Below are 14,049 nucleotides of genomic sequence, written 5' to 3'. Positions count from 1 at the left end.
GCTCATATCTTTCATGGGTTATTTATTCTTCATCTACCACTTCATAATCCGCATCTACTACATCATCCTTAGGTCCTGCACCTTCTTCTGGATTACCTTGTGCTCCAGCTTGCTCATACATTTTTTGAGATATGGAATAGAAAGCTTCTGTCAATTCTTCAGTTTTTTGCTTAATTTCATCATAATTATCACCTTCTAATGATTTTTTAAGCTCTTCCAACTTAGATTCAACCTTTGACTTTTCATCTGCAGAAATCTTTCCTTCTAATTCTTTTAGAGTTTTTTCAGTTTGATAAACTAAATTATCTCCATTATTTCTTATTTCAATTGTTTCTTTCTTCTTCTTATCTTCTTCTGCAAATCTTTCTGACTCTTTTACTTTTCTTTCTATTTCCTCATCTGAAAGTTTAGTTGATGCTGTAATAGTTATTCTTTGTTCTTTTCCTGTTCCCAAATCCTTAGCACTTACATTTACAATACCATTAGCATCTATATCAAAAGTTACTTCTATTTGTGGAATACCTCTTTGTGCTGGTGGTATTCCTGTTAGTTGGAATCTACCTAAAGTAGTATTATCGTTTGCCATTTGACGCTCACCTTGCAGAACATGAATATCTACTGATGTTTGATTGTCTGCTGCAGTTGAGAATACTTGACTCTTCTTAGTTGGTATTGTAGTATTTCTTTCAATTAATCTAGTAGTTACTCCACCCAGAGTTTCAATACCAAGGGATAAAGGCGTAACATCTAATAATAATATATCTTTAACTTCACCTGCAAGTACTCCACCTTGAATAGCTGCACCTAATGCAACACATTCATCTGGATTAATATCTTTTTGCGGATCTTTGCCAATTAATTTTTTAACCGCTTCTTGCACAGCTGGTATTCTTGTGGAGCCTCCAACTAAAAGTACTTTTTCTATATCAGATGCTTGTAGTCCAGCATCCTTTAGGGCTTCTCTAACCGGTTCTAATGTATTATCCACTAAGGATGAAGTTAATTCATTGAATTTAGCTCTTGTGATATCCATATTTAAGTGTAATGGTCCTGCCTGAGTCGCGGTGATAAATGGTAAATTTACATTTGTTGACATGGTGGAAGATAATTCTTTCTTTGCCTTTTCTGCCGCCTCTTTTAATCTTTGTAATGACATCTTATCTTGTTTTAAATCAATGCCATTTTCTTTCTTAAACTGTTCTGCTATATAATTTACCAAAGCTTCGTCAAAGTCATCTCCACCTAGGTGGTTGTTTCCACGAGTAGCTAATACCTCAAATACTCCATCTCCAAGCTCTAGTATGGATACGTCAAAAGTACCACCCCCAAGGTCAAATACCATTATCTTATGCTGACCATGTTCCTTATCCATTCCATAAGCTAATGCAGCTGCTGTTGGCTCATTAATGATTCTCTTTACTTCTAATCCAGCAATTTTCCCTGCATCCTTTGTTGCCTGTCTTTGGCTATCTGTAAAATATGCTGGTACTGTGATTACTGCCTCAGAAACTGTCTCCCCTAAGTAGTTTTCAACATCCATTTTAATTTTTTGTAAAATCATAGCTGATATCTCTTCTGGTGAATAATTTTTACTATCTATATTTACTTTATGGTCAGAACCCATTTTTCTCTTAATCGATGCTATAGTTCTATCTGGATTTGTAATAGCTTGTCTTTTTGCAGTCTCCCCAACAAGTCTTTCTCCATCTTTTGTAAATGCTACTATAGATGGTGTTGTTCTATTTCCCTCTAAATTAGGTATAATAATAGGCTCTCCACCTTCCATAACAGCGACACATGAATTTGTAGTACCTAAGTCAATCCCAATTATTTTTCCCATAAAAACTCCTCCTTAAATAAATGTTATTTTGCTACTTTAACCATAGATGGTCTTATAACTCTATCTTTTAGTATATATCCATTTTGTAGAACTTCTGTTATCTTACCTTCCTCATAATCATTAGACTCTTCCATGAATACTGCATGATGGAAATTTGGATCGAAACTTTCTCCTAGAGATTTAATCTGTTCAACTCCATTCTCATTAAGAACCTTCATTAATTGCTGATATATCATTTCTATCCCTTTATAGAAATTATTTTCCTTATCATTTTCTGATTCCATGGCTCTTTGGAAATTATCTATTATAGGCAATAGATTACATACGAAGGATTCTAAAGCATAAGATATAGTACTCTCCTTCTCTTTTTCAGCTCTTTTCCTAAAGTTAATAAAATCGGCCTGAAGTCTTAATAACTTATTATTTAATTCCTCTAGTTCTTTATCCTTTGATTCTAAAGCTTCTTCTAAGTCTTTACTAGTTTCTTCAATTTCCTCCTTACAGATATCCTCTTCTATTACCTCTGAGTTTTCTTTTTTATCCTGATCCTTGTTCTTCATTACATCACCTCTTATAATGTTATGATTATTTTGATATATGTTTACTCATCAACATATTTATAATCTCTGTAATATTTACAGAAAATAAATGCAAAGTATTTACTAGCTTTAAATAATCCATCCTCGTAGGACCAATTATTCCAATTTTACCTATAGTTCTTTCTCCTAACCTGTAGGTAGTTGTAATCAAGCTACAGTCCTTTATAGGATCATAAATGTTTTCATTACCAATTGTTATTTCAATATCTTGAGATAGAGAATCATTCAGTAAAAGATTTAGTACCAAATCTTTATCTTCTATAAAAGATATAAAAGATTTAGCTTTCTCTAAGTCTCTGTACTCTGGGAAATTGAGTATTTTGGTTATCCCATCAGCATATAAATCAACATTATCTATATCTTCCATAGATTGATTTATAATAGGTATAATCCCGTCTATGATAACCTTATAATCATATATCTCCTTAATAATTCCATTGGAAACTTCTTCATTTATTTCATCTACTGATAGTCCCTTTAATCTATCATTCAAAAAATTAGACATTATATTAATTTGTTCTTCAGGAATCTCTTTATTTAGCCTAAAAATTGAATTTTTAACTACTCCAGTATTAGTAACTAAAACCATCAATACTTGTTGATTATCAATTGGTATTAATTGAATATGTTTTATTTTTGAACCCATTAACTGTGGAGATATTGCAAGAGCCGTATAACTAGTTATTGCCGATAGGACTTTTGCTGAATTTTGAAGCAGTTGTTCTATCTCTCTAGATTCACTAGCTAATATTTTTTTTATCTCATCTTTTTTTATTAAATCTAACCTAGGCTTTTTACTCTTTAAAATTTCATCTACATATAATCTATAAGCTTTATCTGATGGAATTCTTCCTGCAGAAGAATGTGGTTTATTTAAATATCCTAACTCTTCTAGATCTGACATCTCATTTCTTATAGTTGCTGAACTTACTCCTAAATCATATTGCTTAGTTATTGTTCTAGAACCTATAGGTTCTGCACTATTTATATAAGAGTTGATAATCGCATAAAGAACTTTAAGTTTTCTATCATCTAGCATATTTAATCACCTCAGTATTCTTTCACATACTAGATAGTTTTATTAGCACTCTATGTCATTGAGTGCTAATGCTCACGATTTAAAGTTACCACTATCTCTAAATTTTGTCAATAGTTTTTATCAAAATATTTTATTACATTAAAAAATCTATTTCAACTAAATTAGACAAGTCTAATCCTCGTTTTGTTAGTCGGATACAATTATCATCATTTAATATTAAACCATTTTTTATATGTTTATTTATTATATCTTTATATAATTCTTCTATTTCTATACTAAATCTGTTCTTAAATTGGGTCTTACCTATACCAGATATTTTTCTTAGACCTAGTATACAAAATTCTTCTATTTCTGTATTCTTATCTATTATTTCTTCATCTTCTATAGGAAGGATTTTCTTTTTCAAGTTTTCAATATAAATATTTATATCAGATGTGTTTGAAAATCTTTTTCCCTCCATATTTGAATGACTGCTTAACCCTATCCCAAGATAAGGTTTTACATCCCAATAGACTAAATTATGTTTGCATTCATAGCTTGGTAATGCATAGTTAGATATTTCGTAGTGGTCGTAGCCATGTTCAATCAAGTATTCCGTAGCCTTATGATACATTAATCTTTCCATATCTTCATCAGGTAATAAAATCTTTCCTTCGATATAGGATTTATAAAGTCTCGTTCCCTCTTCTAGTATAAGTCCATAGTATGAGATATGTTCTACTCCTAGTTCAATTACTTTCTTTAATGAGTCTATTACATTATCTATAGTTTGATTTGGCAATCCAAATATTAGGTCTACGTTGATATTGTTTATATTCTCTTCTCTTAGAATTTCATAGCTTCTATAAAAATCCTTGGCCTTATGAACTCTTCCTATGGATTCTAACAATTTATCATCTAATGTCTGCACTCCTATACTTACCCTATTTATTCCAGATTTTTTATATATTCGTACCTTTTCTCTATCTAATGTACCAGGATTAGCTTCTATTGTAACTTCAACTAATCCAGTAGTTCTAAAATTCTTATATATAAATTCTAGTATCCTATTGATATATTTTGGATTTATACATGATGGTGTTCCTCCACCTATAAATATAGTTTTTATATTATATTCACTTATTCTTTCTTTATATAAGCTTAATTCATGAATCAAGCTATCTATATAATCATCAATTTTGTGATTTATATTGACAAAAGATGAAAAATCACAATAATAACATTTACTTATGCAGAAAGGTATATGGATGTATAAGGATAATTCTTTCATTCTTCTCCTCCAATAATAATAAAATCTTCTATGGCAGCATATCAAGGAAACTTTTATTGGCTAATGCATAAGAAACTTGCACGAAATCAAATATTTCGTAATCTGCTTAAAACTCATTAAGGTCAAGTTCCTATATATAATTAAAAACCAAACTTTCATATTAGTTATAAAAATAGGAACGACAGAAGCGTCGTTCCCTACATCATTCTATTTTTCGTCATATTTTAACACTGTTAGGAAAGCTTCCTGCGGAACCTCAACTGAACCGATTTGTCTCATTCGCTTTTTACCTTCTTTTTGTTTTTCTAATAGTTTTTTCTTTCTTGATATATCTCCACCATAACATTTAGCAAGTACATCTTTTCTAAGAGCTCTTATGGTTTCTCTAGCTATTATCTTAGAACCTATAGCTGCCTGTATAGGCACTGCAAATTGATGTCTTGGGATTACATCAGTAAGTCTCTCCGCAATATTTCTTCCTCTCTCATATGCTTTTTCCTCATGAACTATTAGTGAAAATGCGTCTACTAATTCTCCATTGATAAGTATATCCATTTTCACAAGCTCTGACTGCTGATATCCTTTTAAATCGTAGTCTAAAGATGCATATCCTCTAGTCTTTGATTTAAGGGCATCAAAGAAATCATAAATAACCTCATTTAAAGGCAACTCATAATGTAATACAACTCTTTTTTCTTCTAAGTACTCCATATTTAAGAAAGTACCTCTCTTATTTTGACAAAGTTCCATAATTGCACCAACATAGTCTGTAGGTGTCATTATATTAGCTTTTACAATTGGTTCTTCCATATATTCTATCTCTGTAGTAGGTGGAAGGTTAGATGGATTTTGTATCTGAAGTACCTCTCCTGTAGTTTTTGTAACTTTATATATAACTGAAGGAGCTGTAGTTATTATATTTAAATCAAATTCTCTTTCTAATCTTTCTTGGATAATTTCCATGTGTAAAAGTCCTAAAAATCCACATCTAAATCCAAAGCCTAATGCAGCAGAAGATTCAGGTTCAAAATCTAGGGCCGCATCGTTTACTTGCAATTTCTCTAAGGCTTCTCTTACTGTATTAAAATCTTCTCCCTCTGCAGGATAAATGCCACAGTAAACCATAGGAATAACCTTTTTATATCCTGGCAGGACCTCTGTAGTTGGATTATCGTGATCTGTTATTGTGTCCCCTACTCTTGCATCCTTTACATTTTTAATACTAGCTGTGACAAAGCCTACATCTCCTGGTTCTAATTTATCTAAAGATATATGTTTTGAAGTGTTTACACCAACTTCTACTACCTCATAGAATTTTCCTGTGGACATCATCCTTATATTCATGCCAGGTTTTATTGTACCTTCATATACTCTTATATAGCAAACAACACCCTTATAGCTATCATAATATGAATCAAATATCAATGCCTTTAAAGGCGCATTTGGATCTCCTTTCGGTGCAGGTACATTTTTCACTATACTTTCTAATACATCTTCAATGTTTAAACCTTCTTTTGCTGATATAAGTGGTGCCTCTTCACAATCTATTCCAATAATGTCTTCTACTTCCTTTTTTACTTCATCCGGTCTTGCACTTGGCAAATCTATTTTATTTATTACAGGTACTATCTCCAAATCTTGATCTAGTGCTAGATAGACATTAGCTAATGTTTGTGCTTCTATTCCTTGAGTAGCATCTATTACCAAAATTGCTCCTTCACAAGCTGCCAAGGACCTTGAGACTTCATAGGTAAAGTCCACATGTCCAGGGGTATCTATAAGATTTAATATATATTCTTCTCCATCTTTAGCATTGTAAACTAATCTTACAGCCTTTAGTTTTATTGTTATACCTCTTTCTCGTTCTAAATCCATATTGTCTAGAACTTGATTTTGCATCTCTCTTGAAGTTAACATTCCTGTTCTTTCTATTAATCTATCTGCCAAAGTAGATTTTCCATGGTCGATATGGGCAATAATTGAGAAATTTCTAATATTTTTTTGTTTATTTCTTTGCATATTTTTCCTCCTCATGAAGTTTCAAGATAACTCTAGACAATTATAGCAGAAATTTCATACTATGTAAAACTAAAAGACCAGAAACTGGTCTTTTAATAATTTTTTATAACGAATAGAAAGTCCAACTTTAATCTATTTTAAATAATGAACTTTCCATGATTGCCTAAACCTTTGATTTTATGCAAGTTACTTATGCAATGACAAAAAGGCTTCCTTATAATGCTTCTTTAAAAACCTTTCTTATAAAAGATAAGTCTATTATATAAGATTTGCCAAAGAGATCTAATTTCTTCGTCTTAATATCAAATCTTAAAATATTTGGATTGTCCAAACAGTCCAATTCTACAATATTTTGATTTACAATTTCTAATCCTAATATCAAAAGTAAGAATAAAATCAAAATATAGAATTTTTTTACTCTATTTATTCGTCTTTGTTTCTTTAATCTCTTATTTTTCTCTAATCTAGTTTCCATACCATCACCCAGATTAGATTATCCAATTTTTGTATATATTATACTAAGTCTTATTGAATTTTTCCAAATCTATCATCTATAGGAAAATATCTAAATCCTGTAATCCCTTTAATAGTTTTAGCTGATATACATCCAAAATAACGGCTATCTTTAGATGCACCTTCTTCTCTATTATCTCCTAGTACGAATACATGTCCCTTTGGAACTTCCCAAATACTCTCATCATAAACATGAGTGTATGAATCGTTAATTAAATATTCTTCTTCTAGCATAGAACCATTAACATATACCTTTCCATCTTTAATCTCTACTACGTCTCCTTCTATACCTATTACTCTTTTTATATAATCCTTATCTGGAGCATCTGGGGCCTTAAGAACTATCACGTCACCTCTTGATGGTCCGCCAAAATATAAGGAAATCTTATTAGCGAAAAGTCTATCTTTCTCATGCAAAGTAGGGTACATAGAGTTCCCCAATACATAAGTAGTATTAAAAACAAAAGTTTTAATCAAGATTGCAATAACTACGGCTGTTGCAATACTTTTTATCCATTCCATAGTTTCGTTCTTTACATCTTTATTTTTTTCTTCCATAAGTATTACCTCCTAATACTATTTCAAGTAATTTACATTATATCAGATTTGCAGAATTTAGAAAAGACTATTCTTCCAATATGCTATTTAGTACTAAAGTCAGCACTTCTCCTACTAATTTTGCCCCTTCATTTGCTTCCTCCAATGTATTAATATGATACCCTACCTCTATTAAAGCCGAATAGTCTGATAAATGTTGATTATATTTCCCTGCTGGTTTTATGGTTATTCCTTTACATAATCCGGGATATAGTGCATCAGAAACAGCCTTAACATACTTAGCAAAGCTAAGGACTTGTTCCTTATTAGGTGAATCTGGACCTACTACTAAAGAAAAAGTAGCAACGGATTTTCCTCCTATATCTATTTTAGATCTTGCTTTTATACTTTCTATATTTGGATTAGTGTCTAGTACAGCATCTCTATGTATGTCTAACAAAATTTTTAGATTATCAGATCCCTCTTTTTTATTCTTGATTGTATTTAAACTTCGTGAATAAGACTGATTATATGATGGTAGATCATGAGAGGTCTCAACATGATCCACTTTATGTCCATTGGCTTCTAGAACAGTTGACATAATGCTGCCTATACCTATCATATTATATTTTTTATCAGAACTACGATAATTAGTATCCTTTGAGATTAGGTAGGATTCCGTTGCATGTGTATGATAAATCAATACATATGGTTTTTCTCTATCAATTTTAACTTTCTTTAACATCAAAGGCTCTGGAACATTTTCTATTGTATTTATACCATCAGAATCCTTAACAATTATTAAAGATTCATACTCATCTAGATTTTCTATTATTATATCATTTTGAGTATCATATTCCTCATCTAATTCATCGCCATCTTTATGTTCTGTATTTATAGATCCTACTTCAACTACATCTGTATTGTCCAATACCTTAGCTACTGGAAATAAAGAGTTGATAGCTTTTTTAATGGTTTCATTTATATTTAATGCTTCTTTTATTTTATCAAAGGATATATTAACTATCTTAAACTCATTTCCATCTAGATCATGAGGCTGCTTTGATGAATATAATCCAATAGCTATAGCACCAATATTTAAGGTTATTAAACACATCAATGCCAAAATAATATAATCAGACTTTCTGGTTTTTCTCATGTTAAACACTCCCCAATATACTTTCAATACAAAAATTATATTCTTATCGGGGCTCGAATATACTAAAATTTAATTATCTTATATATCGATTTACATCTTTTAAATCTATTCCAGGATGTAATGCCATGTTTAAGCCATTAGCTACTATTATAGACAAATCATCAATTAATATATCTATGTCTGTCGGTGTAACCACAACATTTTTCATGTAAGGATTTAAAACCTCTTGAATTAAAGAATATTTCTCTTCTGATGATATTTGGGATAGCAAATTATAAAATTCTGACCCTACATTGGCTTCACTTTTCAATGAATCTATGATTAAATCCAGTGTATCGTTTACAATAGTAGCTGCATCAACAACAGTAGGTATTCCTATTGCAATTACTGGAACTCCTATGGTGCTTTCATTAAATTCCATTCTATTGTTTCCCACACCTGCTCCAGGATTTATACCTGTATCAGATATTTGTATTGTGGTGGATACTCTGTCCATCTTTCTTGAAGCTAATGCATCTACAGCTATTACTAAGTCTGGTTTCACTTTTTCTACTACGCCTTTTATTATTTCTCCTGTTTCTATGCCTGTTATTCCCATTACTCCTGGGGATAAAGCTGCTACATTTGCAACAGTCTCATCAATTTCTTTATTATAGTTAATAAAAAATTGTCTGGTAACTAAAACTCGTTCTACAACTTTTGGTCCTAATGCATCAGGCGTAATATTCCAATTCCCTAGTCCTACAATTAAAATCTTACTATTTTCTTTATTCTTCCCTAGACCTTTTATTTCTTTGGCCACCACTTGAGAAATTTCATCTTTTAGATCTTCATCTGATTTATTTAACCTAGGCACATCAATAGTTATATAAGTACCAATGGGCTTGTGTATATTTTCACTCCCCTCCTTGTTTAATACTTTTATTCTTGTAACTATATAGGATTCTTTCTCTTCTTTTTCTATATCAACCCCCTTAGAATCCTCATTGCTTGCTTGTTTATATAATTCTCTATTTTCTAAGGCTAAATCAGTACGAATTTGATACAATTAAATTCTCCTCCTAAAATAATAAATTTTTCTTTCATTTTATAATTTTATCCATTATAATGTTAAATATCCTTGCATTTTATGGTTCTTCGTGATAAAATGTTTTTTGTTAGATTAGAGGAGGTGAAACTATTGGCAAATATTAAATCTGCTGAAAAAAGAATTCTTATTACAGAAAAAAGAACAGCTATAAATAAAGCTAGAAAATCTGAAATTAAAACATATATTAAGAAATTTGATAAAGCTATCGATAACGGAAATTTTGATGAAGCAAAGACATTACTTAGGACTATTGATAAGAAATTAAAAAGAGCTGCTCATAAAAATGTTATTCATATGAACAACGCATCTAGAAAAGTTAGCCGCTTAACGAAGAAATTAAATAGTGCAATGTAATATAAAAAAGTAGATAAAACTTCGGGAGGCCGAAGTTTTTTTATATTGAGTAAACTAAATTAATAATCAACATTTCAAGGGCTAGCTTTTCATCATGGGAACTAGTCTTTTGTTTTATATCTAATTCTAAGATGTAATTTAATGATACTTTGAGTTGCTCTTCAGTAAAATTATAAGATTCTTTGGATATTTTTTTAAATTCGTAAGGTTTTATCTGTAATTTCTCTTGAGTTTCTCCTTCAGAATATCCCTTTTCTCTATATAGTTTATACCCTAGCATTAATCTTAATTGTCTAATAATCATAACAAGTATTCTCTGCACAGGTTCATTAGATATATGCATTTCATTAAATATTTTTAATGCTGAGTCACTATCTTTTTTGTTTATGCTAGCCAGTAAATTAAATATGTTAGTATCTAACGTTTTTGTTAAAACTATATCTATATCTTCTTTCATGATTTCTTTACTTGAGCTATAGTTAATTACCTTTAACAACTCGTTTTCCAAATCATAAAGGGTTTTAGTACTATTATAATCACTATAAGCAGACTCTCCAATAAAGTAATTTAGATTTACATTTGATATGTTTTTGTTATACTTCCTTAATTTATTTTCTAGCCATATATTTAAATCCTTGCCTTTTAATTTGGAGAACTCCACTACCCCACCTAACTTATTAATGGTTTTGTATAGTTTACTTGTTTTCTTTAGATTATTTGATCTATCCATTATAATCAAGCAAAGATAATTATCTAATTTTTCTATATATGAACTCATTATCCCATCTATGTCATTTGTTTCATTCTCCATAACTTCGCTAATATCTCTCACAATGACTATCTTTTTTGATGACATAAATGGAAGAGTTTCACATGCATTTAATATATTATCAAATTTTATTTCCTTCCCATCTATTACCACATAATTTAATGCCTCAAAGGAAGAATCGATAAATTTATTCTTTAAGTTTTCTATTGCTTCATTCATAAGATATTCCTCAACTCCAGTAAAGAAATATACTGGAAATAGATTATCTTTTTTTATACTATTAATAAGTTCACTGTAATTCATTAATTGTCAACTCCGTTTCAAAATATAAATAGTTCTTTATTAAAATATAGGATAGTAAATAATATATTGCATAAAAAGAAAGAATTAATAAGTTTTCATTTAATATATTTATTAAGTCTGAATCATTCTGTATGAAAGGAATTATATCTATATCTTCTTTATCTAATTTTACTTTAATCATTCCCATGGTATCTGTCCTATATAACTTAGTACCTAATTCCTCATATCTATCTATTATTTCTTTCCTAGGATGTCCATAGAAGTTATTTCTTCCTACAGAAATAATACCTACGGACGGCTTTATTTTGCTTAGCAATTCCTCGGTAGAAGAGGTGTTACTTCCATGATGGGGTACTTTTATTATATCTACTTGCCTTTCAAACTTATCTATCAATCCCAGCTCTACTTCTTTTTCCATATCTCCCGTAAAGAGTATCTTTCTATCATAATAAGAAAGCAAAAATACTAAAGAAAGATTATTTCCCTCAAATCCTCTTTTTATCAGTTCTTCATTAGGACTTAAAACCTTTATAGATGTATTATTATCTAGCCACATTAAATCATTTTCTTTTAATATAATTAATGGTATAGTTTTATTCTTAATTTCATTATAAATTTTGGATGTATTATCCTCATAGGATATTAAAATATTGTTAATCTCTATATTCTCTATTAAAAGAGGTAATGATTTACAATGATCATCATCAAAATGAGTTATAAAGACTCCTTTAAGTCTATTTATCCCCATTTTCTCTAGATATGGAAGTGTAATATCTTTTCCGACATCAAAAGAGTCCATTATATTTCCGCCAGTATCTACTAAATAACTCCCTTTTTTAGTATTGATAAGAATTGAATCTCCTTGCCCTACGTCTATAAATTGTATTTCAATGGATTTATCTATAAGTAATATTATAGAATTAAATAACAATAAGATAGATAAATAGTATATAATGACTTTTTTAATGCTTAAACCGACTTTATCTATTTTTATAACCTCAAATATTACTAACATTAAAATGTAATACAATATAATATCTGCAATTCCTGGAGAATAAGATTTTATTATTCCAAATGGAAACTTATATAAAATATTGACTAAATTAAATTGTATTGACAAAATCAAGTCTAGCAAATTACCTATCAATGGAATCAATATAGGTACTGAATAATAAAATCCTATCATAATTGTTCCTATAATTAAAGATAACGATAATATAGGAGCTATAACTAGATTAGAAAATATACTTAAAATAGATAATCTATTGAAATAATATGCTTGTATGGGCAATAATCCTATCTGGACTCCTAGAAGCCCGCATAAGGTATATATTATTTTATTATTATATGGATAAAAAACCTTCTGTATTTTAGGAGTAAAATAAATTATTGAAAATGTTGCAATAAAAGAAAGCTGGAATCCAAGATTAAATATCCACATTGGATTTATGATTAACAGGATAAACATTGCAAGAAATAAAGCATTGATAGAATCATAAGGCTCTGCTAGGGTTTGAGCATAAAAAAATATACTAAACATTATATTTGCCCTAAGTAAAGAAGGCGGGAATCCTATAAGATAGCCATAAAGCCAAATAATAATTAGAGTTATAATTATATCTAATTTCCTATTTACACCTAAATGAGACAATATATAAATCAAAGCTCCTGCTATTATTCCTATATGTAGTCCTGATACAGCTAATATATGGGCTAGTCCTAAATTTCTATATTTTTCAACATTTTCCTCTTCTAGATAGGAATACTCTCCTAATACTATACTTTTCATCAAAGAGCTGTTCTCAGTATTTAAGTTATTATCAAATATAGCTCCAATGGTTTTTCTAAAATTAGCTTTTGTCCTATATATAAAAGATTTATTCATATTGTTAATTCCTATTATGGAATAATCTTTTATCGTCATAGTTGTATGTATTCTATTTGATAATAAATTAAGTCTATAATTAAAAAGCATTGGATTTGTATTTTCCAGAGGTTTTTTTAATTTACCTGTAAAATTTATCTCATCACCTAATTCAATATCTTTATCTCCTATTACCTTTAAAACCAATTTTTCATTTATTTTAGAATGAATTGATTTATCTTCTATCCCATTGATACGAACAATGTATTTCCCTTGCCCATCTTCTTTCCAAAGTATATCATTAACAGTACCCCTAAGGATAATATCTCTATCTACCCTTGAAGCAAGTATACTGCTATTTAAATTATAAGTTCCAAGGCTAACTCCTAGTATGACCATGATAAAAAATAATATGATAGCGTTTGAACTATTTCTCATAAGATTTACAAAATAGGTCCCCAACCCTAAAACAATTAGCATAAAAATAGTAAATATACTAAAGTTAAAATAATAGGAAAGAATTATTCCTATAACTAACGGAATTGTTATAAATACAAAAGGTCTATCCATAGGACCCTCCAATTTACTTTTTTCTATGCATTCTATTTAAACTCCAAATCATAAGTATTAATCCTAAAAGAACTAACATACTACCATCAGGCATAATATCACCTCAAACCTTATTTCCCTCAT

At 29.7% G+C, this 14,049-nt stretch carries 12 protein-coding genes; 1 reads left to right on the top strand and 11 read right to left on the bottom strand.

Annotated features, from left to right (window positions below):
- Positions 1 to 22: 22 nt before the first annotated feature.
- The 9 genes from dnaK to gpr form a co-directional block, all read right to left on the bottom strand.
- On the bottom strand, positions 23 to 1,840 hold the full coding sequence (gene dnaK / locus RDK80_RS11545; protein ID WP_094899466.1) for a molecular chaperone DnaK: 1,818 nt from the start codon (positions 1,838 to 1,840) through the stop codon (positions 23 to 25).
- A 23-nt stretch (positions 1,841 to 1,863) separates the two neighbouring features.
- The gene (gene grpE / locus RDK80_RS11540; protein ID WP_094899464.1) at positions 1,864 to 2,400 is read right to left on the bottom strand and encodes a nucleotide exchange factor GrpE; all 537 of its coding nucleotides are present in this window, start codon (positions 2,398 to 2,400) and stop codon (positions 1,864 to 1,866) included.
- 25 nt (positions 2,401 to 2,425) lie between these two features.
- On the bottom strand, positions 2,426 to 3,478 hold the full coding sequence (gene hrcA, locus RDK80_RS11535; protein ID WP_094899463.1) for a heat-inducible transcriptional repressor HrcA: 1,053 nt from the start codon (positions 3,476 to 3,478) through the stop codon (positions 2,426 to 2,428).
- Between the two features lie 133 nt (positions 3,479 to 3,611).
- Positions 3,612 to 4,748, bottom strand: a complete 1,137-nt coding sequence (hemW, locus tag RDK80_RS11530) for a radical SAM family heme chaperone HemW (RefSeq protein WP_094899461.1) — start codon at positions 4,746 to 4,748, stop codon at positions 3,612 to 3,614.
- A 207-nt stretch (positions 4,749 to 4,955) separates the two neighbouring features.
- Positions 4,956 to 6,767, bottom strand: coding sequence for a translation elongation factor 4 (gene lepA, locus RDK80_RS11525; RefSeq protein ID WP_094899459.1), 1,812 nt, complete (start codon positions 6,765 to 6,767; stop codon positions 4,956 to 4,958).
- A 214-nt stretch (positions 6,768 to 6,981) separates the two neighbouring features.
- A complete protein-coding gene (locus RDK80_RS11520) occupies positions 6,982 to 7,242 on the bottom strand; it encodes a hypothetical protein (RefSeq protein WP_094899457.1) in 261 nt (86 codons plus the stop codon).
- Between the two features lie 50 nt (positions 7,243 to 7,292).
- Entirely contained in the window at positions 7,293 to 7,838 is a 546-nt protein-coding gene (gene lepB, locus RDK80_RS11515; RefSeq protein WP_094899455.1) for a signal peptidase I, read from the bottom strand.
- 67 nt (positions 7,839 to 7,905) lie between these two features.
- The gene (spoIIP, locus tag RDK80_RS11510) at positions 7,906 to 8,976 is read right to left on the bottom strand and encodes a stage II sporulation protein P (protein WP_094899453.1); all 1,071 of its coding nucleotides are present in this window, start codon (positions 8,974 to 8,976) and stop codon (positions 7,906 to 7,908) included.
- Between the two features lie 73 nt (positions 8,977 to 9,049).
- Positions 9,050 to 10,024, bottom strand: a complete 975-nt coding sequence (gpr, locus tag RDK80_RS11505) for a GPR endopeptidase (protein WP_094899451.1) — start codon at positions 10,022 to 10,024, stop codon at positions 9,050 to 9,052.
- A 132-nt stretch (positions 10,025 to 10,156) separates the two neighbouring features.
- On the opposite strand from gpr, the gene rpsT reads away from it, so the two are divergent.
- Entirely contained in the window at positions 10,157 to 10,420 is a 264-nt protein-coding gene (rpsT, locus tag RDK80_RS11500) for a 30S ribosomal protein S20 (RefSeq protein ID WP_094899449.1), read from the top strand.
- A 40-nt stretch (positions 10,421 to 10,460) separates the two neighbouring features.
- Here rpsT and holA read toward each other — a convergent pair whose 3' ends face one another.
- The gene (gene holA / locus RDK80_RS11495) at positions 10,461 to 11,492 is read right to left on the bottom strand and encodes a DNA polymerase III subunit delta (protein WP_094899445.1); all 1,032 of its coding nucleotides are present in this window, start codon (positions 11,490 to 11,492) and stop codon (positions 10,461 to 10,463) included.
- Complete coding sequence (locus RDK80_RS11490) at positions 11,479 to 13,926, bottom strand: DNA internalization-related competence protein ComEC/Rec2 (RefSeq protein WP_094899443.1); 2,448 nt, start codon at positions 13,924 to 13,926, stop codon at positions 11,479 to 11,481. Before RDK80_RS11490 ends, holA begins: the two co-directional genes overlap by 14 nt.
- Between the last annotated feature and the right edge of the window lie 123 nt (positions 13,927 to 14,049).

It is taken from the genome of uncultured Tissierella sp., assembly GCF_902479755.1.
Classification (GTDB): Bacteria; Bacillota; Clostridia; order Tissierellales; family Tissierellaceae; genus Tissierella; species Tissierella carlieri.
This window is presented reverse-complemented; position numbering and strand designations above follow the sequence as displayed.

What these genes read in the sequence shown, in the direction of transcription:
- dnaK (WP_094899466.1), bottom strand. Translation starts at nt 1,840, where the DNA reads ATGGGAAAAATAATTGGGATTGACTTAGGTACTACAAATTCATGTGTC.
- grpE (WP_094899464.1), bottom strand. Translation starts at nt 2,400, where the DNA reads ATGAAGAACAAGGATCAGGATAAAAAAGAAAACTCAGAGGTAATAGAA.
- hrcA (WP_094899463.1), bottom strand. Translation starts at nt 3,478, where the DNA reads ATGCTAGATGATAGAAAACTTAAAGTTCTTTATGCGATTATCAACTCT.
- hemW (WP_094899461.1), bottom strand. Translation starts at nt 4,748, where the DNA reads ATGAAAGAATTATCCTTATACATCCATATACCTTTCTGCATAAGTAAA.
- lepA (WP_094899459.1), bottom strand. Translation starts at nt 6,767, where the DNA reads ATGCAAAGAAATAAACAAAAAAATATTAGAAATTTCTCAATTATTGCC.
- RDK80_RS11520 (WP_094899457.1), bottom strand. Translation starts at nt 7,242, where the DNA reads ATGGAAACTAGATTAGAGAAAAATAAGAGATTAAAGAAACAAAGACGA.
- lepB (WP_094899455.1), bottom strand. Translation starts at nt 7,838, where the DNA reads ATGGAAGAAAAAAATAAAGATGTAAAGAACGAAACTATGGAATGGATA.
- spoIIP (WP_094899453.1), bottom strand. Translation starts at nt 8,976, where the DNA reads ATGAGAAAAACCAGAAAGTCTGATTATATTATTTTGGCATTGATGTGT.
- holA (WP_094899445.1), bottom strand. Translation starts at nt 11,492, where the DNA reads ATGAATTACAGTGAACTTATTAATAGTATAAAAAAAGATAATCTATTT.
- RDK80_RS11490 (WP_094899443.1), bottom strand. Translation starts at nt 13,926, where the DNA reads ATGGATAGACCTTTTGTATTTATAACAATTCCGTTAGTTATAGGAATA.